This window comes from Nonomuraea sp. NPDC050394, from assembly GCF_044459065.1.
Classification (GTDB): domain Bacteria; phylum Actinomycetota; class Actinomycetes; order Streptosporangiales; family Streptosporangiaceae; genus Nonomuraea.
Genome location: NZ_JBITIO010000013.1, coordinates 111,777 through 138,045 on the forward strand (window position 1 = coordinate 111,777; position 26,269 = coordinate 138,045).

Below are 26,269 nucleotides of genomic sequence, written 5' to 3' on the forward strand. Positions count from 1 at the left end.
ACAAGCCTCCCTGACAACGTTGTCACCAGAAGAAACCCAAAAGACAACGTTGTCAATGGCCGATCCACAGAACCATACCGGGTTTACTTTTGAACCCGGTAAGCATTATCGTTCGTCTCATGGTCGGGGTGAGCAAGGAAAAGAAGGCACAGCGGCGCAAGCACATCGGCGACACCGCCCTGCGCCTGTTCGCCGAACGCGGCTTCGAGGCCGTCACGGTCAACGAGATCGCGGAGGCCGCCGGTGTGGCCAAGGTGACGTTGTTCAACTACTTCCCGAACAAGGAGGCCCTGGTACTCGACGGCGTGGAAGAGGACATCGCCGGCGTCGTCGGCGGCCGCCGGCGTGGCCAGACCCCTCTGCGCGCCCTGCGCGAGCACTACCTGCTGTTCGCCGAGCACCTGGAGGCGGAGGTGGACATCCCGGAGCTCATGACCAGGATGAAAGTGATCATCGCCAGCCCCACGCTGACCGCCGCCATGCAGGAGATCCAGTACGGCCAGCGCGCCGCCCTGGCCATGGTCCTGAGCGGCCGCGACACCTGGCACCTGCCCGCCGACGACCTCACCGCCGACCTGATGGCGGCCCAGATCACCGCGACGATCCTGCTGCTGCAGGAGGCGTTCTTCGATCGCCTGGCCGCGGGCATGAGCCTGCGCGAGGCGGGGGAGTCGCTGCGTCCCGACGTGAATCGGGCCTTCGACCTGCTGGAAAGGGGACATGGGACATGAAGAAGGGCATCAACTACGACACCGGGTTCCTGCCGGAGCCCGGCACGCGAGCGGTGTTCGACCGGGAGACGGCCCGCGCCGACATGCGGGTCATCGCCGGTGACCTGCACTGCTCGACCGTGCGCGTGTCAGGCAGAGATCCCGGGCGGCTGAGCGTCGCGGCGGAGGAGGCCGTCGCTGCCGGGCTGGAGGTCTACTTCGCGCCATTCCCCGTAGACCGGTCCACGGCCGAGATGCTCGACCTCTACGCCGAGTGCGCCCGCCGCGCCCAGGCGCTCGACGGCCGGACGATCATGGTGACAGGCTGCGAGACCAGCGCCTTCGGCCAGGGTTTCATGCCCGGCGACACCTACTCCGAGCGCCTGGAGCTGATGGCCGACGCGGAGACCGCCTGGTGGGAGAACCTCGGCCCGGTCATCGAGCGGCTCGACACCTTCCTGGCCGAGGCCGCCCAGACGGTGCGCGAGCACTTCGACGGCCCGGTGACCTATGCCAGCGCGCCGTGGGAGCCCATCGACTGGACGCCGTTCGACCTGGTGGGGGTCGACGCCTACCGAGCGGCGTACAACCAGGAGAGTTTTCCCGAGGAGATCCGCGCCCACGCCCGCCACGGCAAGCCCGTCGTGGTGACCGAGTTCGGCACCTGCGCCTACCGGGGCGCCGGGCTGCTCGGTGGCATGGCCTGGCAGCCGCCGGCGGACGCCGTACCCGACGAGCAGGAGCAGGTCCGCTACCTCGAGGACCTGATGGACGTCTTCGAGCGGGAGGGCGTGGACACCGCGCTGTGGTTCACCTTCGCCGGCTACACCCGCCAGAACGCCGACGACCTCGGCTCCTACGGCGTGGTCAGGATGCTCGACGACACCCGCTGGGAGCCGAAGGCGGTCTTCCACGCCATGGCTAGGCGCTACAGCTGAAGATCGCGGTGCCGGGCAGGTTGCGCCCGCGCAGCGGGCTCCAGCCACCCCACACCCGCTCGTGCCCCGGCGGCCACTCGGGCTCGGTCAGCCCGTCGACGCGCAGTCCCGACGCGGCGATGAGCCCGATCCAGTCGCCCAGCGTGCGATGGTGCTCGACGTAGGTGACCTCGCCGCGTTCGCCGGTCTCGGTGTACGGCGTGCGGTCGAAGTAGGACCGGTCGGAGGTCAGCCCCCGCGGCCCGGGATCATCGGGAAACGCCCACCGGATCGGATGGCTCACCGAGAAGACGAACCGCCCGCCCGGCCGCAGCACCCGGCGCACCTCACGGAAGACGGCCGCCGGATCGGCCACGAACGGCAAAGCCCCGAACGCCGAGCAGACCAGGTCGAACCGGGCGTCGAGGAACGGCAGCTCCTCGGCGTCCGCCTGGACGGCCGGAACCGTCACCCCGGTCTCCAGGTCGATGCGCCGGGAATGGCGCAGCTGGCGGTGGGAGATGTCGAAGGCGGCCACCCGGGCGCCCTGCCCGGCCAGCCACCGCGCGCACTGCGCGGCCCCGCACCCGATCTCCAGGATCTCCCGCCCGCGCACCTCGCCCAGCAGCCGGGCGCCGGCCTCGTCGAGACCCTCCGGGCACCACACGAACCGCGCGTCACCGAGGAAGTGGCCGTGCTCGACCTGGTATTCGTCGGCGTTGCCGTCCCACCACCAGCGGTTGGCCCGCGACGACGGCGACAGCACTAGCGCATCTTGGGGCCGCGCGGGACCCGCGCGCCCTTGGGCATCGGACCCTTGGGCAGCGGCATGTTCTTGGGCAGCGAGCGCAGCCGGTCCTTGACCTCGTTGACCGCGGGCTTCTTCAGGTTGCGCGGCAGCTTCATGATGTGCCGCTGCAGCTTGGCCAGCGGGATCTGGCCCTCGCCATCACCACACTGGAGGTCGTAGATCTCGATGCCGAGCGCGACGCGGGAGATGCGCTTCTTCTCCGCGGTGAGCATCTTGGCCACCCGGTTGCCCGGCCCTTCCGAGACCAGCACGACGCCGGGGAAGCCGACGACCATGTGGATCAGGTCCTGGTCGCGGTTGACCGAGATGGCCGGGGTGACCTGCCAGTTGCCGCGCATGCCCTGCAGGACCGCGGCGGCGGCGCCGGTCTGCCCGTGCAGGATGGAGTACTGCGCCCGCTGGGCGAGCTGGCCGAAGACCACCAGGCCGACGGTGAAGGCCAGCATGATACCGAGGATGATCGAATAGATCAGCTGGTCGATGACCAGGCCGATGACGACGGCCACGGCCAGGGTGGCGACCGCCGAGAGAAAGACGATCGGCAGCCCCTTGGGGTTGGCCTGCTTGATGATCTGCGCGATCATGCGGAGCTGCTTGATACGCCCCGGCTTCTCTTCTGCGGTTGCCATGCCTTGAAGGATACAAAGCCCAGCCCCCCGAGATGAAAACGTGACCACGGGAAAGGGGCGCGCCCGGACCGGGCACGCCCCTCTTCTTCGGTCTCAGACGCTGATGTCCGCCGTCAGCCGCCGGTCGGCGACGCTGGCGCCCACTTCGACCGTGTACGCGCCGGGCACGGTGCTCCAGCCGTCCCCGCCCCATACCTGGAACGTGCGCTCGGGCAGGAACACCGTGCTCACGACGGTCTCACCGGGTTCCGCCTCGACCACCGCGAACCCGGCGAGCCGGCGCGCCGGCCGCTCACCGGGATCGGCCGGAGCCACGTACACCTGCACGACCTCCCGCCCGCGCCGTTCACCGGTGTTGGTGACGGAAACCGTGACCGATTCGGTGCTGGCGTCCACGGCGTTGTAGGTCCACGACGTGTACCCGAGGCCGTGCCCGAACCAGAAGGCCGGAGTACGCCCCGCCTTCTCCCAGCCCCGGTAACCGATGAAGGCCCCCTCGTCGTACGGCACCGCCCCGTCGCGCGGCGTGACGTTGACCACCGGGCTGTCCTCCAGCGACACCGGCCAGGTCGTGGGCAGCCGCCCGCCCGGCTCGGCGTCGCCGAACAGCACGTCGGCCAGCGCCGGCCCGGCCTCCTGACCGGGGAACCAGGTCAGCAGGATGGCGGCCACGTCACCCGCCCACGGCATCTCGACGGGGGAGCCGGCGTTGACCACGACCACCGTGCGCGGGTTGGCCGCGGCCACGGCGGCGATCAGCTCGTCCTGGCGGCCGGGCAGCTTGAGGTCCTTGCGGTCGAAGCCCTCGCTCTCCACCTCCAGCGTGGTCGAGGCCACCACGACCGCCACGTCGCTCCCGGCGGCCAGCCGCGCCGCCTCGGCCAGCAGTTCGTCCTCGCCGGCCGACGGGTTGGCGTGCCCGATCGTGAACAGGATCAGCGTCATCCCGTTGAAGCTGGCCACCTCGTGCTGGCGCAGCGACAGCTCGACGGTCTGACCGGCCTCCAGCGCGTGTGTGAAGCGCCGCTCCGGCGCGTGCAGCAGCCCGGCGGCCGGGTCGTCGCCCTCGAAGACGATGGCCTCGGCGAACACGGTCGTGCCGTCGATCGTGAAGGTGTAGCGGCCGACGCCCGCGACCGAGAACTGGTGCTCCCCGGCGACGTCCGCGGTGTAGCTGGTGCGCAGTTCGACCGCGGCCAGCCGGTCGAGCTCCACGCCCGCGGGCGGCTGGCCCACCCAGCGCGCCTCGGCGATCGGCACCGCCGCCTCGGCCAGCACCTGGCCTTCGCCGTCCAGGAAGAGCGCGGTGGCGGGGGCGTTGAGCGGTGAGAAGCGCAGCCGCGGGTCGGTGCCGAGCGCGTACCGCACCTCGACGCCGTCCCGCTCACGCAGCCCGCGCAGCGGCGAGACGATCCGGTCGGGGAAGACCTGGGCGCTGCCGCCGCCCATGATCCGCGCCTCGTCGGCCGCCGACCCGATGAGCGCGAGCGTCCGCACGCCCGCGAACGGCAGCACCCCGCCCTCGTTCCTGAGCAGCGTGAACGACCGCGCGGCCACCTCGCGCGCGAGCGCCACCCCGTCGATCGAAGCCGCCGATCCGACGGTACGGCCCGCGCCCCCGTCGAGCGCGCCGGTGCGCCAGGCCAGCCGCAGGATGCGGCGGACACGGTCGTCCACGGCCGACTCCGGCACCCGCCCCTCGCGGACCGCGGCCTCCAGTTTCTCGCCCCACGGCCCGTTCGGACCCGGCATGGCCACGTCGGTGCCGCCGAGCGCGGCGGCCTCGGTGGAGCGCACCGCCGTCCAGTCGGACACCACGTACCCGTCGAAGCCCCACTCGTCCTTCAGCACCCCGTTGACCAGGTCGGAGTGCTCGGTCATGGTCGTGCCGTTGACCGAGTTGTAGGCGCTCATGAGACCCCACGCGCCCGCCCGCACGACCCGCTCGAACGGCGCCAGGTACATCTCCCGCAGCACCTTGTCGGTCACCTTGACGTTGACGGTGAAGCGGTCGGTCTCGAAGTCGTTGGCCACGAAGTGCTTGGGCGTGGTGCCGACGCCGCCGTCCTGGACGCCTTCGACGTAGGCCGCGCCGACCTCCCCGGTGAGGAACGGGTCCTCGGAGAAGCACTCGAAGTGCCGTCCGCCCAGCGGCGTGCGGTGCAGGTTGATGGTCGGGGCCAGCAGCACGTGCACGCCCTTGCGCCGGGCTTCCTGGGCGAGCAGCCGGCCGACCTGCCTGACCAGGTCGACGTCCCACGTCGCGGCCAGCGCGGTGGGGCTGGGCAGGGCGATCGACGGGTCCACGGCGCTCCACTGCTCGCCGCGTACGCCGATCGGGCCGTCGCTCATCACGAGCCGGTCGAGCCCGATCTCGGGGATCGCGGGCAGCGACCACATGTCGGCGCCGGTGAGCAGGCGGATCTTGGTGCTGAGGTCCAGCTTGTTGATCAGTTCGTCGAAGTCCACCCCGTCAGTGTTAACCAGAAAACCGACCGAGAGCTAGGTTTGTGACCTTTGCGTTACATAGAGGGCATGAAAAAACCGCACCCCTCGGCGAGGGATGCGGTTTCCCGCCGGCCGGATCAGGCGCTCTGCCGCGCCTCGATCGCCTGCTTGTAGAGCTTGCCCGCCCGGTACGACGAGCGGACCAGTGGACCGGACAGCACGCCGGCGAAGCCGATCGCCTCGGCCTCGGCCTGCAGCTCCACGAACTCCTCCGGCTTCACCCAGCGCTCCACCGGGTGGTGGCGCGGCGTGGGCCGCAGGTACTGCGTGATCGTGAGCAGGTCGGTGCCGGCCTCGTGGAGGTCGCGCATCGCCTGCACGATCTCCTCGCGCTCCTCGCCCATGCCCAGGATCAGGTTGGACTTGGTCACCAGCCCCGCCTCGCGGGCCATCGTGATGACGCCGAGCGAACGCTCGTACCTGAAGGCCGGCCTGATCCGCTTGAAGATGCGCGGCACGGTCTCGACGTTGTGCGCGAACACCTCCGGCTTGCTGGAGAAAACCTCCTCCAGCTGCTCGCGGTCGCCGTTGAAGTCGGGCACCAGCAGCTCGACGCCGCAGCCGGGCAGCAGGGTGTGGATCTGGCGGGCGGTCTCGGCGTAGAGCCAGGCGCCGCCGTCGGGCAGGTCGTCACGGGCGACGCCGGTCACGGTCGCGTAGCGCAGGCCCATCTGCTGGACCGACTCGGCGACCCTGCGCGGCTCGTCCTTGTCGTACTCCTTGGGCTTGCCCGTGTCGATCTGGCAGAAGTCGCACCGGCGGGTGCACTGGTCGCCGCCGATGAGGAAGGTCGCCTCGCGATCCTCCCAGCACTCGTAGATATTGGGACAGCCCGCCTCTTCACAGACCGTGTGCAGGCCCTCCCGGCGCACGAGCGATTTCAGCTCGGTGTACTCGGGGCCCGTCTTCAGCTTGGTCTTGATCCACGGGGGCTTGCGCTCGATAGGGGTCTCGGCGTTGCGCACCTCCAAGCGGAGGAGCTTTCGGCCTTCAGGGGCAACGGTCACGGACCCAGCTTACGTCCCCGCGAGAACATCCCATGACCCGACCTGTATCACGAGATCAGCCCGAACCCGCGGATGGCCCGCGTGTAGTGCTTCAGCAGCTCCTCGTCGATCAGCCCGGACTCCCGCGCCCCCAGCAACTCCGAGCCGGGCGCCGAGGTCAGCACGCCGTCGTCGGAGAGCCTGGCCCTGGTCAGCGCGTCCTGCCTGATCACCGCGACACTCTCCCCGCGCAGCGCCGCCGCCTGGATCGGCGCGAGGTAGCGGCCGCTCGCCATGAGGCCTTCCAGCTCGTCCAGCTCCTCCGCCGACGTCACCCTGGCCGTCAGTGCCCGCCTTTCCTCCCGGGTACGGCTGTCGCCCGCGCGTACCAGGCGGGTCAGCGCGTACTCGGCCAGCAGCACCGGACCGCCCAGTACCCGCCCGAAGATCCGGCCGAGCAGTCCCGCCGCCTCGTAGGAGGCGCCCGGCGCGTGCATCACGCCCAGGGACGCGCGGTCCATGACCACCCTGGCCTCCTCACGCTGCTTGAGCGGCGCCGCACCGACCAGGCCCATCCGCCACTCGGCCAGCGTGGACAGCGCCTCACCCACCACGAGCCCCTCACCGATCTTGCCCGCGGCGTAGGCCCTGGCCAGCAGCGTCACCCGCTGCCTCGGCGTCAGCGCCAGCCACAGCGGCAGCCCGACGACGATCACCGGGGTACGCCGCAGGCCGATCCGCGCGTAGGTGGCGTCGACGCCCAGGTCCATGATGGCCACGGTGGCCGGCGGCTTGACGGCCAGCGCGCCGGCCACGCGGGTGGCGGCGCCGTACAGCTCGGGGGCGGACGAACGCGCCAGCACCTCGGCGTCGGCGGGCAGCCGCCCCAGACGCGGCCGCAGCATGACCCCGACCGCCAGCAGAAGGGCCCCGGCGACCCAGGCGGGGACCTCGCCGGGATTGAACGCGATGAGCGCGCCACCGGCCAGGATGAAGGCCAGGGTCAACGCGTGAACGATCAGCGACAGCACGAGAGCCAGGAGACGCTTCACAGGCCCGATCGTAGAAACGCGTTATCCGGAATCAACCGCAATTAGATGCCGATTCGATTACCAGCCCGACATTTCCCCAACCTCACCACATCCCACCCACCGCCCCGGCCAACACCCTCCGGCAACCCCACCCGGCACCCAGCCTCACACCTGCGCGGCCTCTCACGCGCCCGGCCTCACACGTGCGCGGCCTCTCGCCTGTGCGGCTTCACGCCTGTGCGGCTCCACCGCTTTCCGGCCCCACTTCCGGGGTTGGCCCACGCCACCCCTCGCCCCCACCTCTGCCAGGCCCACGGTCCACCCGGCCAAACCTGCGACCTTCCGGTGCCCGGACCCGCGGCCCGCGCCTTCGGGTTTGGTGCCCTCGGCGCGGCCATCCGGGGGTCAGCGGTGGCGGAGCAGGTCTTCTTCGTGGACGTCGTAGGACTCGAGCCCGAGCACGTCCGCCAGCCGCTTCTCCATGATCGGCATGACCTCCTCGACCACGATGCGGCGGCCGGTCTCGGCGGAGAGGGTGGAGACTCCGGCGCCCGGGATGCCGCAGGGGTCGATGCGGTTGAACCAGCGCGGGTCGTTGGCGCAGTTGAGGGCGAAGCCGTGCATCGCCACTCCGCGCGTCACCCGGATGCCGACCGCGCCCAGCATGCGGTCCGGCAGGCCCAGGGCGGCGTCCCCGGCCGCCCACACCCCGCCCCTGTGCGGCATGCGCCGCGCGCTGACCCCGAAGTCGGCGCAGACCAGCACCATGGCCTCTTCGAGCCGGCGCACGTAGTCGCTGACGTCGGAGACCGCCACGATCGGGTACCCGACCAGCTGGCCGGGCCCATGCCAGGTGATCCGGCCGCCCCGGTCGACGTCGATGACCGGGGTGCCGTCGGCGGGGCGCTCGTGCGGGGCGGTGCGCTTGCCCGCGGTGTAGACGGGCGCGTGCTCCAGGATCAGGGCGGTGTCGCCCAGCTCTCCGGCGAGATGCTTCTCGTGCACCCAGCGCTGGAGGTTCCAGGCCTGCTCGTAGGGGACATCGACACCGAGCCGCACAATGGCCAAGGCGTGGCGCATGTGTCCATTGTGCCGTTCCCTCACCTATGAAGGGTAATTCAGGACGTCAGCAGCCGGGGCTCGATCCTGAACTCCTTCACGCCGTCGTCGCCGTCGTGCTCCAGGCGGTAGGCGTAGCCCCTGGGGTCGACGGTGACCGCCTGGATGAACTCGGTGCCCACGTAATGCAGGCCGACGCCCTCGTCGGCGGCGTACCCGCCGGGCAGTTCGCCGCCCGCCACCGAGGCCTGCAGCATCTCCCGGCGCTGCGGCTCGGAGTTGTAGTGCACGCCGCACGAGTAGGGGAGCAGGCCCATGCCCTCCGCCCACACGTGCAGGTCGGGGCCGAACGAGTCGGTGTTGCCGCCCACGTGCCAGCACAGCGCGCCCGCGCTCTGCCCGGACAGCACCACGCCGGACCGCCAGGCCTCCTCCAGCATCTCGTCGTAGCCGTGCAGCCGCCACAACGCCATCAGGTTGGCGACGCTGCCACCGCTGACGTAGATCATGTCCTGGTCGAGCATCCAGGCCCGCGGGTCCTCCAGGTTGGGCATGGGGAACACCGTCAGGTGGCTCACCTCGACGTCCCAGTGGGAGAAGGCGCCGTACATCTTCAGCAACCAGTCGGCGTCATCGCCCATCGCCGTGGCGAGGAGACCCAGCTTGGGACGGTCCTGTCCGGTGAGGTCGAGTCCGTAGCGCAGCAGCGGGCTGGCTTCGATGAAGCCGTGGCGCCGCGTCGGGCGGAACGATCCACCACCGATGGCAAGGATGTGTGACTGGCCGGTTCTGGTCATGACTGTGCTCCCCCACATCGTGTCGGACAGACTAGATTACGGCGGCCAGTGCCTGATCGAGACGCGTATGGGCGAAGCCGTAGCCGCTGTCCACCAGCTTCTTCGGCACGATGCGGTGGCTCGGGAGCAGGGCTTCCTTGGCGAATTCGCCCAGCCCCAGCTCCAGCGCGAACCCCGGCACTCCGATCGGCATGGTCGGCCGCCGCAGCGCCCGCCCGAGAGTTTTCGTGAATTCCGCGTTGGTCAGGGGAGAAGGCCCCACAAGATTCACCGGTCCCGAGATTTCCCGATTTTCCAGGACATGGAGCACGGAACCCACCCAATCCTCCACGGCAATCCACGACCAGTACTGCCGCCCCGACCCCAGCGGCGCCCCGAGCCCCATCCGGAAGATCGGCAACATGGGCCCAAGCGCCCCGCCCTTCCCGCTCAGCACCAGCCCCGTCCGAAGCTGCGCGTTCCGTACCGGAGCCTCCCGGGCCGTCGCTTCCCAGGCCTCACACAGCCGGGCGAGAAACCCACGCCCGAGCGGCGCGCTCTCGTCGATCACCTGATCCCCGGTATCGCCGTAGAAGTCCACCCCGGAGGCCGAAACCAGCACCTCGGGCGGCGCCGAGAGCCTCCCGATCGCCTCGACGAGCGTGGCCGTGCTGCGCACCCGGCTCTCCACCAGCAGTCTCTTGTACGGCCCGCTCCACCGCTTCCCGGCGATCGAAGCCCCGGCCAGATGCACCACCGCATCGGCCCCGTCGAGCGCACCCGGATCAACAACGCCCGCACCCGGATCCCAGAAGGACTCATGCTCGGCCCGCACCGGCCGCCGGACCAGCTGCCGCACCTCGTGCCCACGCTCGCGAAGCGCCCCCATCAACGCCGGCCCAAGCAGTCCGGAACCCCCGGTCACGGTGATCACCATGCCTCCACCCTACGCTCCACCCACCCAGCCGGCCGGAGCACGCGGCCCTGGGCAGCGAGCGCGTGGCGCGAGGCTGACCGGAAAGGGCATGGTCCATAGGGCCGGCACCGGCGTGGGCGCGGTGTGTGGCATGGGGTGACCGGACCGGCCGTGGTCCCTGAAGGGTGTGGACATGCTGTGTGGGGCCCGGCGGCGGAGCGGGAGGCTCCGGGCAACGGGGCGACGGGGCGACGGGGCGACCGGGCGATGGGCCGCAGGCCGTGGGTTGGGGCGCCGCGCGGTGGGGTGTGGTGTGGTGGGGCTCGGCGCCCTTGTGCGGTGCTGAGCCGGGCCATGGTGGCTGGCCAAGCGTGCCTTGTGGCGGCGGGAAGCCCGTCCGGCTGCCGGCCGCCCGGAAGAGGCCGCCCGCCGACGGCTGCGGTCGGTGGCCCGCTTGGCTTGCCGTAACGGATAGGGCGCCGGAAAGGGCGCAGCCCGGCAGAAAAAGAGCCGGACCGTCCGACGCGGGCGTCGGACGGTCCGGGGAGCGGTTAGGCCAGGCCCAGCTGGGCCTCGAAGCGGCCTTCCTCGAGGCGACGCTTGATCGTCGTCAGGAAGCGGGCCGCGTCCGCGCCGTCGACCAGGCGGTGGTCGTACGTGAGCGCCAGGTACACCATCGAACGCACCGCGATGACCTCGCCCTCAGGCGTGTCCACCACCACGGGACGCTTGACGACCGCGCCGGTTCCCAGCATGCCGACCTGCGGCTGGTTGAGGATCGGCGTGTCGAACAGGGCGCCGCGGCTGCCGGTGTTCGTGAGCGTGAAGGTGCCGCCGGTGATCTCGTCGGGCGTCACCTGGTTGTTGCGGGTGCGCTCGGCGAGGTCGGTGACCTTGCGGGCCAGCCCGGCCAGGTTGAGGTCGCCGGCGTTCTTGACGACGGCGGCCAGCAGGCCGCGCTCGGTGTCCACCGCGACGCCGAGGTTCTCGACGTCGAAGTAGGTCACCTCGTTGGTCTCGTTGTTGATCGTGGCGTTGAGCTTCGGGTGCTGCTTGAGCGCCTCGACCGTGGCCATCGCGAAGAACGGGGTGAAGGTCAGCTTCACGCCCTCGCGGCGCAGGAAGTCGTCCTTCGCCTTGGCCCGCAGGCGGGCGATCTTCGTGACGTCCACCTCGACGACCGAGGTGAGCTGCGCCGCCGTCTGCAGCGACTCCACCATGCGCTTGGCGATCGTCTGACGCAACCGCGTCATCTTCTCGGTACGGCCCCGCAGCGTCGTGTCCACCTCGACCGGCTCGGGCGAGGCGCTGACCGGAGCCGGAGCCTGCGCGGCCGGGGCGGCAGCGGCAGGAGCGGCGGCGGCGGGAGCGGCGGCCGGAGCGGCGGGCTGCGCCGGCGCGGCGGGAGCAGGGGCGGCGGCCTCGCGCTGGGACTTGGCGGCCTCCAGCACGTCCTGCTTGCGGATGCGGCCACCCACACCGGTGCCCGAGATCGCCTCCAGGTCGACGCCGTGCTCGTTGGCCAGCTTGCGCACCAGCGGCGTCACGTACGGGCTCTCACCCGACGACGGCAGCGGAGCCTCGGCCTGCGCGGGCGCCGGAGCCTGAGCGGCGGGCTGCGCCGGCGCGGCGGGAGCGGGGGCCGGAGCGGCCGGAGCCTGGGCAGCCGGAGCTTGGGCAGCCGGAGCCTGGGCGGCGGGCGCCGGGGCGGGGGCCGGGGTGGGCTCGGGCTGCGGGATCGAAGAGGCGGGGGCCGGCTCCGGCTGCGGCGCCGGGGCCTCCTCGGCCGGGGCCGCCGGGGCGCCCGCCTGGCCGTTCTCGTCGATGATCGCCAGCTCGGCCCCGACCTCGACGGTCTCGTCCTCAGCCACGACGATCTTGGTGATGACGCCCGCGGACGGCGACGGGATCTCGGTGTCGACCTTGTCGGTCGACACTTCGAGGAGCGGCTCGTCAGCCTCGACGCGCTCGCCCTCCTTCTTCAGCCAACGGGTTACCGTGCCCTCGGTGACGCTCTCGCCGAGCTGGGGCATCTGTACGGAGACCGGCATGGGTATGTCTTCCTCGAGTTCTTAGTTGTGGACGTGCAGGGGCTTGCCGGCCAGTGCCAGCATCGCCTCGCCCATGGCTTCTGACTGGGTGGGATGCGCGTGGATGAGCTGGGCGACCTCTGCTGGCAGCGCCTCCCAGTTGTAGATGAGCTGAGCCTCGGTGACCAGCTCGCCGATGCGGCGCCCGACCATGTGGACGCCCACGACCGGCCCGTCCTTCTGGGCGATCACCTTGACCGCGCCCGAGGTGCCGAGGATCTGGCTCTTGGGGTTGCCCGCGAGGTCGTAGACCTGCTCGACGATCTCGATGCCCCGGTCGGCGGCCTGCTTGGAGGTGATGCCGACGGAGGCGACCTCGGGGTCGGAGTAGGTGATCCGCGGCACGCCCGCGTAGTCGATGGGCGGCGGGTTGAGCCCGGCGATGTGCTCGGCCACCAGGATGCCCTCGGCGAAGCCCGCGTGGGCCAGCTGCGGGGTGTCGATCAGGTCGCCGATGGCGTAGACGCCGGAGACGGAGGTCTGGCAGTGCTGGTCGACCACGACGGCGCCGCGTTCGACCTGGACGCCCTGCTCCTCGAAGCCCATTCCGGCCGATACGGCGCCGCGGCCGACGGCCACGAGCAGCTGCTCGGCGTCGAGGGTCTTGCCGTTGGCGAGCGTCACCACCACGCCGGTGTCGGTGGTCTTGACGCCGTCGAAGAAGACGCCGAGCTCGTACTTGATGCCGCGGCGGCGGAAGGCCCGCTCCAGCAGCTTGGAGCTGGACTCCTCCTCGGCCGGCAGCAGGTGCGGCAGCGCCTCGACGATGGTCACCTCGGCGCCGAACGAGCGGTAGACGCTGGCCAGCTCGACGCCGATCACGCCGCCGCCCAGCACGACGATCGAGCTCGGCACGCGCTCCATCGTCAGCGTGTGCTCGCTGGTGATGACGCGCTCGCCGTCGATGCGCAGGCCGGGCAGCGACTTGGGCGCCGACCCCGTGGCGAGTACGACGGCGCGGCCCTCGTAGACCTCGGAGCCGACCTGGACGCTGCCGGCGCCGGCCAGGCGCCCCTCGCCCTCGACGACCGTCACACCGGCCGACTTCAGCAGGCCCTGCACGCCCTTCCAGGCACGCGTGACGATCTTGTCTTTGAAGGCGTGGACGCCGGGCACGTCGATGCCCTCGAAGCGCGCCTTGACGCCGAAGGACTCGCTCTCGCGGGTCTCGTCGGCGACCTCCGCGGAGTGCAGGAGGGCCTTGGTGGGGATGCAACCCCGGTGCAGGCAGGTGCCGCCGATCTTGTCTCGTTCGATCAGGGCGACCGACTTGCCCAACTCGGCCGCCCGGAGCGCGCAGGCGTAACCGCCGCTGCCGCCACCTAGGACGACGATGTCGTAGGCCACAGGAAGGCTCCTTGTCGGGATCGTGATGCCGTCATCTTTTCATTTGTTTCAGGCGCTCGCGTGCCGCTCTGCGAGTCCGATGAGGGTCCGGGTGATGGCGCCGGTCCCGCCCTTGGGGGTGTAGCCGTGCGGCTCGCCCTTGTTGAAGGCGGGTCCGGCCATGTCGACGTGCGCCCACTTGACGCCGTCGGGCACGAACTCCTTCAGGAAGATCCCCGCGGCCAGCATGCTGCCCCAGCGCTCGGGCTGGAGGTTGGCGATGTCGGCGATGGGGGAGTCGAGGCCCTTGCGCAGTTCCTCGGGCAGCGGCATGCCCCAGGCGCCCTCGCCGACGGAGCCGGCCACGTCGACGACCAGTTCGCGCAGGTCGTCGTCGTTGGCCATGACGCCGGCGGTGCGCCAGCCGAGCGCGACGATCTGGGCGCCGGTCAGCGTGGCCACGTCCACGATGACGTCGGGCTCGTCCTCGGCGGCGCGGGCGATGCCGTCCATGAGGACCAGGCGGCCCTCGGCGTCGGTGTCGAGCACCTCGACGGTCTTGCCGCTGTAGCTGTGGATGATGTCGGAGGGGCGCTGGGCGGTGCCGCTCGGCATGTTCTCGGCGAGGCAGAGGTAGCCGACCGCGTTGACCTTGAGCCCGAGCTTGGCGATGCCGAGCAGGGCGCCGAGGACCGCGCCCGCGCCGCCCATGTCGGACTTCATCCAGTCCATGGAGGCGGACGGCTTGAGGTTGAGCCCGCCGGTGTCGAACGTGATGCCCTTGCCGACGTAGGCCAGCGTCTTGGTGGCGTCGGCGTGGCTGTAGGACAGGCGTACCAGGCGGGGCGGGTTGACCGAGCCCTGGCCGACGGCGACGAGGCCGCCGAAGCCGCCGTTCTTGAGCTGGACCTCGTCGAGCACCTCGACGTTCAGCCCGGCCTTGCCGCCCTCCTCCTCGGCGATCTCGGCGAAGCGCGCGGGGAACAGGTCGGAGGGCGGGGTGTTGACCAGGTCGCGCACCAGCGTGACGGACTCGGCCAGGACCCCGGCGCGCTCGGCGGCGCCCGCGGTCTCGGCGGCCAGCACGGTCAGCTCGGCGACCGGGTTCTTCTGCTCGCCGTCGGTGCGGTAGCGGGCGAAGGAGTAGGCGCCCAGCAGCCCGCCGAGCGCGACGGCCTCGGGCTCGCCGCCGAGCGCGAGCGCGGCGCGCGTGGTTCCGGCCAGCGACCGTACGGCGGCGCCCGCCGCCCGCCGCAGCGCCTCGGCGCCGGGGTCCTCGCCCAGGCCGATGGCGACCAGGAGCGGCGCGGTGATGGCGCCGAACGCCGGGATCTTGGCCAGTTCGCCGGCCTTGCCGGTGAAGCCCACCGCGGTGAGCGAGGCGGCCAGCTTCCCGCCGAACGCGGCGTCGAGCCCTTCGGCGACGGGGCGCGGGCCCTCAGCGCCGGGGTGGAAACCGACGATCAGTGCGTCGGTGTCGAACGAGACGGGATCTGCTGAGTTCAGCCGCACAGTGGTCACGTAAACCGATGCTATCCGCGCTTTCAGTGTACCCACAAACAGGGGTTCATCCTATGAATCGTAGGTAGGCATCATCAAGTGAATGGTGCTAGTGTCATTAGCACCATGTTGCTCACTCTCGACCTCAACGACGCCCGCCCCCTGCACGAGCAGGTGGCCGGTGCGATCAGGCGCGCCATCGGCGACGGCTCCTACGCCCCCGGCGACCGGCTGCCGTCCGCCCGCGACCTGGCCGACGTGCTCGGCATCAACGCCAATACCGTGCTGCGCGCCCTGCGCGACCTGCGCGACGAGGGGTTGCTCGAGTTCAGGAGAGGGCGCGGGATCAGCGTGGCCGGCCAGGCGGACGGCCGGGCGCTGCTCGTGCAGCGCGCCCGCGAACTGCTGGAAGAGGCCAGACGGTACGGCTACCGCCGTGACGACCTCATCGCGATTTTGGAGGAACTGCCATGACAACCCGGATCTTCGGCGCAGTGTGGGGACTGATCATCACCGCTGTGCTCGTCACGGTGCCCCTCTCCTTCCAGGACCGCCTGCCCGACCCGCTCGCCACCCACTGGTCCGACAGGGCCGACCGGTCCTCGTCGTTCACCCAGTTCATGCTGATGGCCGTCGCGCCGTGGGTGGTGACGTGGGCGGTGATGCTGGGCATGGCCGTACACGGCCGGATGCTGCGCCGCCGCCTCAGCCGGGGCTACTGGTGGGGCTTCCTGGTGGGGGTCGGCCTGTTCGCCGTGGGCATCACGCTGACCACCGTCTACGCCAACCTCGACCGGCCCGTCTGGACCGAGGCCGAGCTGCCGGGCTGGGTCGTGCTGGCCGTCACCCTGGCGGCCGTGAGCGGCGGGCTGGCCGCGGGCTTCCTCGGCAGGGGCGAGCACGACCAGCCGCCGCCCGCCGGTGAGGCGCCGCCCAAGCTGCGCCTGCGCGCCGGCCAGCGCTCGGTGTGGGTGAGCCGGGTCAGCAACCCCTGGCTGCTGGCCCTGACCGTGGCGGGCGGAGCGGTGTTCGTCGCGGCGTCCGGCGTGGCCTTCATCGGCGCCACCCCGGCCACGGTCTGGGGCTCGCTGCTGTTCGCCAGCGCGGTGGTGTTCGTGTCCGGCCTGTTCACCAGCGCCGCCATCGTGCGGGTCACCGACGACGGGCTGGCGCTCGGCTTCGGCCCGTTCGGCTGGCCGGTGCGGCGGATCAGGCTGTCGAAGATCGAGAAGGCGTGGTCCGAGGTCCGCTACCCGAGCCAGGTCGGCGGCTGGGGCGTCCGCGGGGTGCCCGGCATGGCCGCGATCATGCTGCGCGGCGGCGACTGCCTCGTCCTGCGCTACCGCTCCGGCGGCCAGCTGCTCATCAGCGTCGACGACGCCCGGCGCGGCGCCTCGCTGATCAACGCCCTGATCGAGGAGAAGGTGGCGTGATGGCGCTCTTCCTGGTGGTCGCGTTCGGGCTGGCGTGGGCGTTCTGCCTGCCGCTGTGGCTCGGCGGCGGGCTGGCCTCTCCCGCGTTCATGATCTGCGCCACGGCGCTCATGTTCACGCCGGCTCTGGGCGTGCTGGCGGTGTGGGCGAGGACCCGCACGCCGTTCCGTCAGTGGGCGCGCGAGACCGGCCTCACGTTCGGCCCCGACCGCCGCCGCACGCTCCTGCTCATGGCCGCCGCCTGGATCGGCACGCCGCTGGTGGTCGCGCTCTGCCTCGGCCTGAGCGCGGCGCTGGGGCTGGTCTCGCTGGACCTGGGCGGGCTCAGCCTGTTCAAGCAGGGCATGGAGGCGGCGGGCGTCCCGGTGCCCGCCGACGCGAGCGGCCTGCTGATCGCGCAGATCGTGTTCGCGGTGGTGGCCACGCCGCTGCTCAACGCGCTGCCCGTCCTCGGCGAGGAACTGGGCTGGCGGGGATGGCTGCTGCCGCGCCTGGTGGCCGCGCGCGGGATACCGGCCGGGTTGCTGCTGTCCGGGGTGATCTGGGGCGTGTGGCACTTCCCCGTCACCCTGCTCGGCTACAACTACCCGGCGCTGGGTCCGTGGGCGGGGCCGTACTTCGTCGTCGCGTGCGTCCTGCTCGGGGTCACGATGGGCTGGTTGCGGCTGCGCACCGGCAGCGTGTGGCCCGCCGTGGTGGCGCACGGCGCGCTCAACGGCGTCGCGGGCACGTCCCTCCTGCTGGGCGACGCCGCCGCCCCGCCCAACCCGGCCGTCATCGGCGTCACCGGCCTCGTGGGCTGGGTGGTGCTCGCCCTGCTGGGCGTGACCCTCCTCAAGCTCTATCCGGTACGGCCCGCCGAACCGGCCACCGCCTGAACCCCGGCCGGTTCCCGCCCGGCCCGACCACGCCCGCAGGGCGCTGACCGGATGCGCTCAGGTGAGCAGGGCGCAGGTGATCAGGGCGGCGGTGGTGGCCGTTTCCACCAGGGCGCCGAGGACGTCACCGGTGATCCCGCCCAGCCGCCGCCTCGCGTGCCGGAGCAGGGCCATGGCCGCCGCCAGTCCCGCCACGACGCCCAAGGGCAGCACCACCGCGACCGGCAGCCGGCCGTGACCTGGCAGGGCACCGGGCGAGACCTGGAGCCAAGCGTGGAAGCCGGAAGCCAGGGCGAGTGCCAGGGCCAGGGCGAGTGCCAGGGCCAGCGTTCCGACGGTGGCGGCCCAGCGGGCGGCGGGCCGTACCGTGGCGGCGACCATGGCGCCCAGGCCGTCGGGGCGGGCGGCGGGGACGCCCGCCCGGCAGGCCCACGTGAGGGCCAGCCGTCCCGTCGCACAGGCCGTGACCAGGGACACCGCGCCCAGCCACGGGGGCAGGCCGGACAGGGCGGCGGCCTGGATGAGCAGGGTGAAGACCAGCGCCAGCACCCCGAAGGGCCCGATGTCAGACTTTTTCATGATGTCGAGGGCCTGAGGCGGCGGCTTGCCGCTGCCCAGCCCGTCGGCGAGGTCGGCCAGGCCGTCCAGGTGCAGGCCCCGGGTGAGGACGGCGAGCAGCCCCAGCGACAACGCGGCGGCCAGGAGCGGCGGCCCCGGCGACACCAGCGGCAGCAGCAACGGCACCGCCGCGACCACGCCCAGGGCCAGCCCGGCCAGGGGAGCCAGCGCCATCGCCCGCCCGGCCACCGCCCGGTCCACCCGGGAGACCCGCACGGGGAAGATCGACAGCGTGCCGATCGCGAACCTCAGCCCGTCCACGGTCAGAACAGCTCGTCGATCAGCCGGTAGTAGGCCAGCTTGGCCTCGTCGGGCGCCTCCAGGCCGTAGGCGGACAGGAAGGCGGCCACGGCCTCCGGACCGAAGTCGCCGCTCAGGTCGCGCAGCGCGATGGCCAGGTCCCGGTGGCGGTCGGCCACGCCCAGCCGCGCCAGGTCGATGAGCACGCCGTTGGCCATCACGTTGGACGGGGTGAAGTCGCCGTGCGCCACGACCAGGTCCTCCCCCTCCGGCCGCTCGGCCAGCAGCCGCTCGTAGACCTGCGAGGGCGTGCGGCCGAGGTTGTCGTCGTCGAAGTCGCCGGCGTCCACCCGCCCCTCGACGACGTTGCGCCGCGCCTGGGCGAGCAGCACGTCCAGCCGCCCGTCGAAAGGGCAGTCCTTCACGGGTACGGCATGCAGCTCCCGCAACGCCCTGCCCATGGCCGCGCCGACGCCCGGATCGTCCGTCCCCTCGGCGGCCGCCAGCGTCTCCGCCCCGGTGTCGGCGGTGACCAGCACGTCGCCCTCGAACGCCACCACCTCCGCCACCCCGGCCCGCTCCCGCAGCCACACCAGCCGCGCGTGCTCGGCCACCGCCTCCGGCCCCCGGCGCACGAAGTACGAGCCCGCGCGGGCCAGCGACCCGCCGGCGCCGTCGTGGTCGTGGTCCCACTCGGGCCCGGCACCGAGGAGCGCGGCGACAGAGGGCGGCAACGGCACCGCGAGCGCCTCGACGTCTCCCGCCGCGAACAGCTCCTCCGCCGGCATCTCGCCGGACTCCCGGCCCGGCGCCCGGCCGGACTCCCGGCGGAGCTCCAGCGCCTCGCCGAGCGCCTGCCTGGCCGCCTCGGGGCGCCCCTGCCCGGCCAATGTCCAGCCCAGGTGCAGCAGCGGCAGGGCGGCCATCTCGGGCGCCTGCGCCCTGGCCAGCTCCAGCGCCATCCGGCAGATCAGCTCCGCGCCCGGCAGGTCGCCGCCATGCCGGTACACCTCCGCGAGGCCGACCCGGGCGGCGATCACCTGGGCGGGCGACCCGGCCAGCTCCACCGCGCGCCGCAGGTGCCCGGCCGCCCGCTCGTACTCGCCCAGCGCCAGCAGCGCCACACCCAGCGCCCGCCGCGACTCATGATCGGCGTCCCCGCCGGCCGGCGCCCGCTCCACCAGCGCGCGGAGTTTCGGGCGGTCCGCAACGGCCATCCGCCGCCGCGCGTCGTAGGTGATCAGTTGGCGGACCTTGTCACTCAGCATGATTTAGGACGTTATCGTGGCCGGATGCACGTGCTGGAACTCGAAGGTGTCGGTGTCCGTGTCGTCGGCAAGACTCTGCTGTCCTCGATCGACTGGCGGGTCGAATTCGGCGAGCACTGGGTCGTACTCGGCCCCAACGGCGCGGGGAAGACCACCCTGTTGTCGCTGGCCTCGGCCGTACGCCACCCGACCGAGGGGTCGGTCCACGTGCTCGGCCACCGCCTCGGCCGGGTGGACCTGCGCGAGCTGCGCCGCCACATCGGCCTCGTCGCCGCCAGCCAGCGGCTCGTGGACGAGAGCCTGATGGAGGACGAGGACGCCACCGCGCTCACCGTGGTCCTCACCGGGCATACCGGGACCAGCGTCCCGCTGTGGGACAAGCTGGGCGAGGCCGAGCGCGAGCGCGCCCTGCGCCTGCTGGCCGACCTCGGCTGCAAGGACCTGGCCGACCGGGAGTTCCGCGTCTGCTCGCAGGGGGAGCGGGCGCGGGTGCGCATCGCCAGGGCGCTCATGGCCGACCCGGCCGTCCTGCTGCTCGACGAGCCGGCCGCCGGCCTCGACCTGCCCGCCCGCGAGGACCTCATCTCCGCGATCGAGGACCTGGCCGCCACCCGCCCCGTCCTCACCACGGTCACGGTCACCCACCACCTGGAGGAGGTGCCGGCCACGACCACACACGCGATGCTCATGAAGGACGCCCGCGTCCTCGCCGCCGGCCCCGTCGACGCGGTCCTGACCCCGGACAACCTCTCGGACTGCTTCGGCCGCCCGCTACACGCCGACCGCCTCGACGGCCGCTGGTACGCCCGCGCCGTCCGCCCCTGACAGCAGCAGCTCGGTCAGCCTGTCCACGTACGGCCGCGCCGCCCCGCCCCGCCGCCGGGAGGTGGCCACCCCGATGAACCGCGACGGGCTGGGCGCCTCCAGCGCGAGCGCGACCAGATCGGAGGCCTCGTTCAGGGCGATCTCCGGGACGAGCGCCACCCCGACGCCCGCCGACACGAGCGACTGCGCGAAGAAGTAGTCGGTGGCGCTGCACGAGACCCGCAGCTCGAACCCGGCCAGCGCCGCGTAGCCCCGCAGAAGGTCCATGGTCTTGAGGCAGCCGAGCACCCAGCGCTCCCCGCTCAGCTCGCCCAGGGCCACCCGCTCCCGTCCGGCCAGGCGGTGCCCGCGCGGCAGGACCACGCGCAGGGGATCGCGGGCCAGCGGCGTCCAGTCGAGTCCCGAGCGGTCGCCGGGCCGCGCCGGCGGCAGGCCGTCGAAGTGGTAGCCGAGGGCCAGGTCGGCCCGGCCCGCGCGGACCAGCGGGAGCGCGTCCTCGGGCTCGCGTTCGAGGATGGTGAGCTCCACCTCGGGGTGCTCGGCCACGAACGTGGCCAGCGCCTTGGGCAGCACCACCCGTCCGCCGCTGGTGAACGCGGCCACGGTCAGCTGGGCGCGTTCGGCCGACAGGCGGTCGATGCGCTCCTGGGCGTCGCTCAGCTCGGCGGCTATGGCCTCGGCCGCCTCCACGAGCATGCGGCCGGGTTCGGTCAGCGTGACTCCCCGGGTGCTGCGCTCGACCACGGCGATGCCGAGCCCGCGTTCGAGCGCGGCGATCTGCTGCGAGACCGCCGACGGTGTGAAGCGCAGGGCGCCGGCGGCGCGGTTGAAGCTGCCGTGCTTGGCCACCTCGCGCAGGATGCTCAGCCGATGAACGTCGATCAACAGTTCTCCTAATGGCCGAATGAGTAGGTCCTCACTACCGCTGTCGACTATACGGTCGGCATGCTGGCCGCATGAACGAGATCTGCGTCATCGGCGGCAGCCGCTACTTCGGGCGGCGGCTGGTCGAGAACCTGCGCGACCACGGAGCTCGCGTCACCGTCGTCAACCGGGGCTCGTCCGCGCCGCCCGAGGGGGTCACCCACCTGCGCGCCGACCGGGGTGACGAGGAGGGGATGCGGCTGGCGCTGGCCGGCCGTACCTTCGACGCCGTCGTGGACCAGGTCTGCTACACCCCGGGGCAGGCCGCCGTCGCCCGCCGGGTCTTCGAGGGCAGGACCCGGCGGTACGTGATGACCTCCACGGTCGAGGTCTACGCCGATCTCGGCGGCGGCGGGCCGTACCGGGAGGACGCGCTCGACCTGACGGCGGGAATCGTCCACAGGGACCTGCTCCGATGCGAGGAACGTCCCTATGGCGTGGGGAAGCGGCTGGCCGAGGCGGTGCTGGCACGGTCGGCGGGGTTCGTGTTCGCGGCCGTGCGGACCGCCCACGTGCTCGGTGGGAACGACTTCACCGGGCGGCTGGAGCACTACGTGCGGCGGGTGGACGCGGGGCTCCCGGTCGGGATCTGTGCCGATCCGCGTCCCGCCTCCTTCATCGAGGAGCGCGAGATCGCCGCCTTCCTGGCCTGGGCCGCGCTCGGCGACTTCAGCGGGCCGGTCAACGCCTGTTCCCACGGCACGCTCGACGTCAGGCGGCTGTGCGAGGCGATCGGGCGGCCGCTCTACACGCGCGGGGAGTCGCCGTACTCCTTCGAGCGCGACTACACCATGGACAACGGCCGGGCCACGGCACTCGGCTTCACGTTCTCGGACGTCGGCGACTGGCTGCCCGGCGTCGTGAAGGAGGCACGCGCATGCGTCTGATCGGAGCGGTCAAGGTCGGGGCGGTGGGGTTCGGGGCGATGCCCTTGTCCATCGAGGGCCGGCCGGAGGAGGAACGGGCGCTGGCCACCGTCCACGCGGCGCTGGACGCGGGGGTCACGCTCATCGACACCGCCGACTCCTACCACTGGCACGCGGACGAGACCGGGCACAACGAGCGGCTCATCGCGCGGGCCCTGGCCGCCTACGGGCCCGCCGACGTGCTCGTGGCCACCAAGGGCGGGCGCGGGCGGCCGGGAGACGGCTCGTGGACCGTCGACGGCGACCCCCGCCACCTGCGCCGGGCCTGCGAGTCTTCCCTGCGGCGGCTGGCGGTCGAGGCGATCGGCCTCTACCAGCTGCACAAGCCCGACCCGGCGGTGCCGTTCGCGGAGTCCGTCGGGGCGCTGCGCGACCTGCTGGACGAGGGGAAGATCCGCATGGCCGGGATCTCCAACGTGGACACCGGCCAGATCCGGCAGGCCGCCGCCATCCTCGGAGGACGGCTGGCCTCGGTGCAGAACCGCTTCTCGCCCGCGGCGCCGGAAGGGATCAGGGAACTGCGGCTTTGCGCGGAGCTGGGCATCGCGTTCCTGCCCTGGAGCCCGCTGGGCGGCATCTCGCCCAGCGCGCTGGACGCCGGAACCACCGCGCCGCCCAAGAGCGCCTTTCACGAGGTGGCCGCCGAGCGCGGGGTCAGCCCGCAGCGGGTCTGCCTGGCCTGGCACCTCGCGCTCGCGCCGAACGTGATCCCCATCCCCGGCGCCACCAGGCCCGCCACCATCAGGGACTCGGCCGCCGCCGCCGATCTCGTGCTGACCGCCGCCGAACTGGCCCGCCTCCCGTGATCACAGGGGCAGCAGCCGCCCGGCCACCACCAGCGCCACGTACTCGGACTCGCCCGCCAGCCGTTCGTTGAGCTTGCCCAGGACGTCGCGGAAGGCCCGCCCGCTCGCGGTCGCGGGCACCACGCCCAGGCCCACCTCGTCCGAGACGGCCACGATCGCGACCGGCGTCCGCCGCCACGCCTCGACCAGTTCGTCGCAGCGCCGCAGGACGGGCTCACGCGGACCCTCCCAGGCCCCGTGCTCGTCGAACACCGCCGCCACCCACGTCCCCAGCCCGTCCACCAGCAGCGGCGTGGTGGCCGCCGCGATGGCCCCGGCCAGGTCCGTGGTCTCGGCGGTCTCCCAGTGCGCCGGCCGCCGCTCCCGGTGCGCGCGCACCCGCGCCGCCCACTCGCCGTCACCGGCCCCCGACGGCCCGGTCGCCACGTACGTCACGTGCGGCTCGGCCGCCAGCCGCAGCTCGGCCTCGGCCGACTTGCCCGACCGCGACCCGCCCAGCAGCAGCGTCCTGCGCGGGTGCGGGACCCGCGCGGGGCCGGGCAGGTCAAGGACCGTTCCATCCGGTACGGCCCGCGCCCCCCACAACTCCAGCCGCCTGCCCAGCTCTTCCTCCGAGCGCACCCGGTGATCAAGCCCCACGGCCACGACCTGCGCGCCCTCGGCGACCATCCCGGCCCGGCGCAGTTCCCCGAGCCGCTCCGGCCGGCCGAGCAGATCGAGCAGCACCACGTCATACGGCCCGCCCGGCCCATCGCCCGCCGGGGCGGCGTCCGGCTCGTACAGCAGCCGCACCCCTCCGAGCACGTGCGAGCCCGGTGCCAGGGGCCGGCCGTCCACGAGCACCTCGGCAGGGCGCCGGTGGCCGCCGGTCAGGGTCAGGCAGGAGGCGCACGGGCAGCCGGGTTCCGGGCGGCCGCGCGGCCCCGCCGTACCGGAGAGCACGATCTTCACCGTCCGGAGCCTAGCGCCGGCGTCAGTAGCGGGTGCCGTGGGCGGCGGGCCTGGCGCGGCGGCGGGTGGCGACGAGGGCGCCGCCCGCCAGCAGGACCAGGACGCCGGCGCCACCGAGGATCAGCGGCAGCGGCGGCCCGCCCGGTGCGGACGAGGCCGCGGGCGCAGAGGCCTCCGTGCCGCCCTTCTCCCGCGCGGGGTAGTCGTTGACCGCCACGACCCGCCCCCGCGCGTCCACGCGCGCCCTGGCGGCCTGGGCGAGCAGTTGCGCGGCGGTCGCCTCCGTGGTTCCCCGCACACAGGCGCGGATCGGCGCGGGGGGACGCTCGCCGGGGTAGGCGTCGTTGTCGGCGTCGCCGAAGTCCACGAGCACGGCCACGCGCTTGCCGTCGCCGCCGGCCTGCTGCCCGCACACGGCGGTGAAGCCGGCCAGTTCGCCGCCGGGCGGTTCGGCGGGGGTCCCGTCGGGGGAGGCGGCGAAGCGCCAGCCGACCACGTCGCCGTCGGAGGGCACGTCACCGGGCGCGGCGGCCAGCCAGGCGGTGCCGTCGCTCTCCCAGACGCTCCAGACGCGCACGGCGTCCGGATCGGGCGCCCCCGGCACGGGACCACCGGGAGAAACCGGCGCGGTGGCCCGCAAAGGGTTGGCGAGGGGAGCGTTGGCGAGAAGAGCGTTGGAGAGAGGAGGGTTGGCGAGGGGAGGGTTGGCGAGGGCGGGAACGGTGAGGAGTGCCAGTGCCGCCGCCGCACTTCCCGCGGCAACACGAATTCTGCGCAGCATCGAATGACCTCCAGCTGGGGAGTAGGGTTCCATAACCGTCGGAGGGTGCACCGGCGAACCCGCGGAAAAAGGAGCGTATGGCATGACATGGCGGTGGCGTTATGAAAATGCAAATGGTGGTGAGGTAACCGACCGCCCATTGCCGCGAGAAGTCTTTCCGAGCCAGGCCGATGCCGAGTCCTGGCTCGGGGAAAACTACCGTGAGCTGCTCGAAGCCGGTGTCGAACAAGTTGCGTTGCTGGAAGAGGACCGCGTCGAATACACGGGAATGGCATTGCGCACGGAGTAACGAAAAACCCCTTGAGTGACTCAAGGGGTTTTTGTTTTTCACCGAAATGAAGTCAGGGGCGCTTCTCCGGGCTGACCGTCTTGGCCGGGTCGCGCTCCACGATCGGGCCCAGCGCGTCGTCGATGCGCTTCAGCACTTCCGCGTCGAGCTTGACGCCGACGGCCTTCACGTTGTCGCGTACCTGCTCGGGGCGGGTGGCGCCGACGATGGCGCTGGCCACGTTCGGGTTCTGCAGGACCCAGGCGACGGCGAGCTGGGCCATGGTGAGGCCGAGGTCGGCGGCGATCGGCTTGAGCTCCTGCACGCGGGTGAGCACGTCGTCCTCCAGGAAGCGGGAGATGAACCCGGCTCCCGACTCGGAGGTGGCGCGCGAGCCCGCGGGCGGCGGCTGACCCGGCAGGTACTTGCCGCTCAGCACGCCCTGGGCGATCGGCGACCAGACGATCTGGCTGACGCCTTCCTTCTCGCTCAACGGCACGACCTCCGCCTCGATGACCCGCCACAGGGCCGAGTACTGCGGCTGGTTCGACACGATCCGGTCGAAGCCCATCTCGTCGGCGATCTTCAACGCCTGGGCGATCTGGCCGGCGGTCCACTCGCTGACGCCCACGTACAGGACCTTGCCCTGGCGTACCAGGTCGTCGAAGGTCTTGAGCGTCTCCTCCAGCGGCGTCGAGTTGTCGAAGCGGTGCGCCTGGTAGAGGTCGACGTAGTCGGTCTGCAGGCGGCGCAGCGAGCCGTGGACGGACTCGGTGATGTGCTTGCGGGACAGTCCGCGGTCGTTCGGCCCGGGGCCGGTGGGCCAGTAGACCTTGGTGAAGATCTCGAGCGACTCCCTGCGCACTCCCTTGAGCGCCCGTCCGAGGACCTCCTCGGCCTTCGTGCCCGCGTAGACGTCGGCGGTGTCGAAGGTGGTGATGCCCTCGTCGAGCGCAGCCCGCACGCACAGCTTGGCGGCGTCCTCCTCGACCTGTGAGCCGTGGGTGATCCAGTTGCCGTAGCTGATCTCGCTGACCAGGAGACCGCTGCGGCCGAGGTGACGGAATTCCATACGTCCGACCTTAGGCGCTA

The 26,269-nt window shown here is 72.0% G+C and carries 26 protein-coding genes; 9 read left to right on the forward strand and 17 right to left on the reverse strand.

What is annotated here, in order from left to right:
* The first annotated feature begins 119 nt into the window (after window positions 1-119).
* Both ACIBKY_RS39460 and ACIBKY_RS39465 read left to right on the forward strand, forming a co-directional pair.
* Window positions 120-731 (forward strand): TetR family transcriptional regulator, encoded by a 612-nt coding sequence (locus ACIBKY_RS39460; protein WP_397105134.1) that lies wholly within the window; start codon window positions 120-122, stop codon window positions 729-731.
* Entirely contained in the window at window positions 728-1,648 is a 921-nt protein-coding gene (locus ACIBKY_RS39465) for a hypothetical protein (RefSeq protein ID WP_397105136.1), read from the forward strand. The genes ACIBKY_RS39460 and ACIBKY_RS39465 overlap by 4 nt, the downstream gene beginning before the upstream one ends.
* Here the strand turns inward: ACIBKY_RS39465 and ACIBKY_RS39470 are convergent.
* The 11 genes from ACIBKY_RS39470 to ACIBKY_RS39520 form a co-directional block, all read right to left on the reverse strand.
* Complete coding sequence (locus ACIBKY_RS39470; RefSeq protein ID WP_397105138.1) at window positions 1,632-2,393, reverse strand: class I SAM-dependent methyltransferase; 762 nt, start codon at window positions 2,391-2,393, stop codon at window positions 1,632-1,634. The genes ACIBKY_RS39465 and ACIBKY_RS39470 overlap by 17 nt on opposite strands.
* Complete coding sequence (locus tag ACIBKY_RS39475; RefSeq protein WP_379611558.1) at window positions 2,393-3,067, reverse strand: DUF4191 domain-containing protein; 675 nt, start codon at window positions 3,065-3,067, stop codon at window positions 2,393-2,395. The genes ACIBKY_RS39470 and ACIBKY_RS39475 overlap by 1 nt, the downstream gene beginning before the upstream one ends.
* Window positions 3,068-3,160: 93 nt before the next feature.
* Window positions 3,161-5,536 carry a beta-glucosidase gene (locus ACIBKY_RS39480; RefSeq protein WP_397105140.1) on the reverse strand — a complete coding sequence of 792 codons (2,376 nt, stop codon included), beginning with the start codon at window positions 5,534-5,536 and terminating at the stop codon, window positions 3,161-3,163.
* A 116-nt stretch (window positions 5,537-5,652) separates the two neighbouring features.
* Window positions 5,653-6,582: a lipoyl synthase gene (gene lipA, locus ACIBKY_RS39485; protein ID WP_379611560.1), complete on the reverse strand. Its 930-nt coding sequence runs from the start codon at window positions 6,580-6,582 to the stop codon at window positions 5,653-5,655.
* 47 nt (window positions 6,583-6,629) lie between these two features.
* Window positions 6,630-7,613, reverse strand: coding sequence for a hypothetical protein (locus ACIBKY_RS39490; RefSeq protein ID WP_397105142.1), 984 nt, complete (start codon window positions 7,611-7,613; stop codon window positions 6,630-6,632).
* Between the two features lie 384 nt (window positions 7,614-7,997).
* A complete protein-coding gene (gene lipB, locus ACIBKY_RS39495; protein ID WP_397105144.1) occupies window positions 7,998-8,672 on the reverse strand; it encodes a lipoyl(octanoyl) transferase LipB in 675 nt (224 codons plus the stop codon).
* A 38-nt stretch (window positions 8,673-8,710) separates the two neighbouring features.
* The gene (locus tag ACIBKY_RS39500; RefSeq protein ID WP_397105146.1) at window positions 8,711-9,448 is read right to left on the reverse strand and encodes a Type 1 glutamine amidotransferase-like domain-containing protein; all 738 of its coding nucleotides are present in this window, start codon (window positions 9,446-9,448) and stop codon (window positions 8,711-8,713) included.
* A gap of 31 nt (window positions 9,449-9,479) precedes the next feature.
* Complete coding sequence (locus ACIBKY_RS39505) at window positions 9,480-10,364, reverse strand: TIGR01777 family oxidoreductase (protein ID WP_397105148.1); 885 nt, start codon at window positions 10,362-10,364, stop codon at window positions 9,480-9,482.
* A 530-nt stretch (window positions 10,365-10,894) separates the two neighbouring features.
* A complete protein-coding gene (locus tag ACIBKY_RS39510; protein WP_397105150.1) occupies window positions 10,895-12,394 on the reverse strand; it encodes a 2-oxo acid dehydrogenase subunit E2 in 1,500 nt (499 codons plus the stop codon).
* Window positions 12,395-12,415: 21 nt separating this feature from the next.
* Window positions 12,416-13,780, reverse strand: a complete 1,365-nt coding sequence (gene lpdA, locus ACIBKY_RS39515; RefSeq protein ID WP_397105152.1) for a dihydrolipoyl dehydrogenase — start codon at window positions 13,778-13,780, stop codon at window positions 12,416-12,418.
* Between the two features lie 48 nt (window positions 13,781-13,828).
* Complete coding sequence (locus tag ACIBKY_RS39520; RefSeq protein WP_397105154.1) at window positions 13,829-15,280, reverse strand: leucyl aminopeptidase; 1,452 nt, start codon at window positions 15,278-15,280, stop codon at window positions 13,829-13,831.
* A 105-nt stretch (window positions 15,281-15,385) separates the two neighbouring features.
* Between ACIBKY_RS39520 and ACIBKY_RS39525 the strand changes: the two genes are divergently transcribed.
* Genes ACIBKY_RS39525 through ACIBKY_RS39535 form a run of 3 tightly spaced genes read left to right on the forward strand, consistent with a single transcriptional unit; the run spans window position 15,386 to window position 17,570 of the window.
* Window positions 15,386-15,733 (forward strand): GntR family transcriptional regulator, encoded by a 348-nt coding sequence (locus tag ACIBKY_RS39525; RefSeq protein ID WP_379611569.1) that lies wholly within the window; start codon window positions 15,386-15,388, stop codon window positions 15,731-15,733.
* Entirely contained in the window at window positions 15,730-16,692 is a 963-nt protein-coding gene (locus tag ACIBKY_RS39530; protein WP_397105156.1) for a hypothetical protein, read from the forward strand. The genes ACIBKY_RS39525 and ACIBKY_RS39530 overlap by 4 nt, the downstream gene beginning before the upstream one ends.
* The gene (locus tag ACIBKY_RS39535) at window positions 16,692-17,570 is read left to right on the forward strand and encodes a CPBP family intramembrane glutamic endopeptidase (RefSeq protein ID WP_397105158.1); all 879 of its coding nucleotides are present in this window, start codon (window positions 16,692-16,694) and stop codon (window positions 17,568-17,570) included. Before ACIBKY_RS39530 ends, ACIBKY_RS39535 begins: the two co-directional genes overlap by 1 nt.
* Window positions 17,571-17,627: 57 nt before the next feature.
* Here ACIBKY_RS39535 and ACIBKY_RS39540 read toward each other — a convergent pair whose 3' ends face one another.
* A complete protein-coding gene (locus ACIBKY_RS39540) occupies window positions 17,628-18,449 on the reverse strand; it encodes an adenosylcobinamide-GDP ribazoletransferase (protein ID WP_397105160.1) in 822 nt (273 codons plus the stop codon).
* A 2-nt stretch (window positions 18,450-18,451) separates the two neighbouring features.
* Window positions 18,452-19,696 (reverse strand): phosphotransferase, encoded by a 1,245-nt coding sequence (locus ACIBKY_RS39545; protein ID WP_397105162.1) that lies wholly within the window; start codon window positions 19,694-19,696, stop codon window positions 18,452-18,454.
* Between the two features lie 24 nt (window positions 19,697-19,720).
* On the opposite strand from ACIBKY_RS39545, the gene ACIBKY_RS39550 reads away from it, so the two are divergent.
* Window positions 19,721-20,521, forward strand: a complete 801-nt coding sequence (locus ACIBKY_RS39550; protein ID WP_379611573.1) for an ABC transporter ATP-binding protein — start codon at window positions 19,721-19,723, stop codon at window positions 20,519-20,521.
* Here ACIBKY_RS39550 and ACIBKY_RS39555 read toward each other — a convergent pair.
* Entirely contained in the window at window positions 20,468-21,406 is a 939-nt protein-coding gene (locus tag ACIBKY_RS39555; protein ID WP_397105165.1) for a LysR family transcriptional regulator, read from the reverse strand. The genes ACIBKY_RS39550 and ACIBKY_RS39555 overlap by 54 nt on opposite strands.
* 71 nt (window positions 21,407-21,477) lie before the next feature.
* On the opposite strand from ACIBKY_RS39555, the gene ACIBKY_RS39560 reads away from it, so the two are divergent.
* A complete protein-coding gene (locus tag ACIBKY_RS39560) occupies window positions 21,478-22,332 on the forward strand; it encodes an NAD-dependent epimerase/dehydratase family protein (protein WP_397105167.1) in 855 nt (284 codons plus the stop codon).
* Window positions 22,323-23,177 (forward strand): aldo/keto reductase, encoded by an 855-nt coding sequence (locus ACIBKY_RS39565; RefSeq protein ID WP_397105169.1) that lies wholly within the window; start codon window positions 22,323-22,325, stop codon window positions 23,175-23,177. The genes ACIBKY_RS39560 and ACIBKY_RS39565 overlap by 10 nt, the downstream gene beginning before the upstream one ends.
* Here the strand turns inward: ACIBKY_RS39565 and ACIBKY_RS39570 are convergent, their stop codons facing one another.
* Both ACIBKY_RS39570 and ACIBKY_RS39575 read right to left on the reverse strand, forming a co-directional pair.
* Window positions 23,178-24,128, reverse strand: coding sequence for a bifunctional adenosylcobinamide kinase/adenosylcobinamide-phosphate guanylyltransferase (locus ACIBKY_RS39570; protein WP_397105171.1), 951 nt, complete (start codon window positions 24,126-24,128; stop codon window positions 23,178-23,180). It lies immediately after the preceding gene.
* Between the two features lie 22 nt (window positions 24,129-24,150).
* Window positions 24,151-24,909 carry an SCO2322 family protein gene (locus ACIBKY_RS39575; protein WP_397105173.1) on the reverse strand — a complete coding sequence of 253 codons (759 nt, stop codon included), beginning with the start codon at window positions 24,907-24,909 and terminating at the stop codon, window positions 24,151-24,153.
* Between the two features lie 82 nt (window positions 24,910-24,991).
* Between ACIBKY_RS39575 and ACIBKY_RS39580 the strand changes: the two genes are divergently transcribed.
* Window positions 24,992-25,198, forward strand: coding sequence for a hypothetical protein (locus tag ACIBKY_RS39580; protein WP_379611580.1), 207 nt, complete (start codon window positions 24,992-24,994; stop codon window positions 25,196-25,198).
* 52 nt (window positions 25,199-25,250) lie between these two features.
* On the opposite strand, the gene ACIBKY_RS39585 is transcribed toward ACIBKY_RS39580, so the two are convergent.
* Window positions 25,251-26,249 carry an aldo/keto reductase family protein gene (locus ACIBKY_RS39585; protein ID WP_397105175.1) on the reverse strand — a complete coding sequence of 333 codons (999 nt, stop codon included), beginning with the start codon at window positions 26,247-26,249 and terminating at the stop codon, window positions 25,251-25,253.
* Window positions 26,250-26,269: the final 20 nt, after the last annotated feature.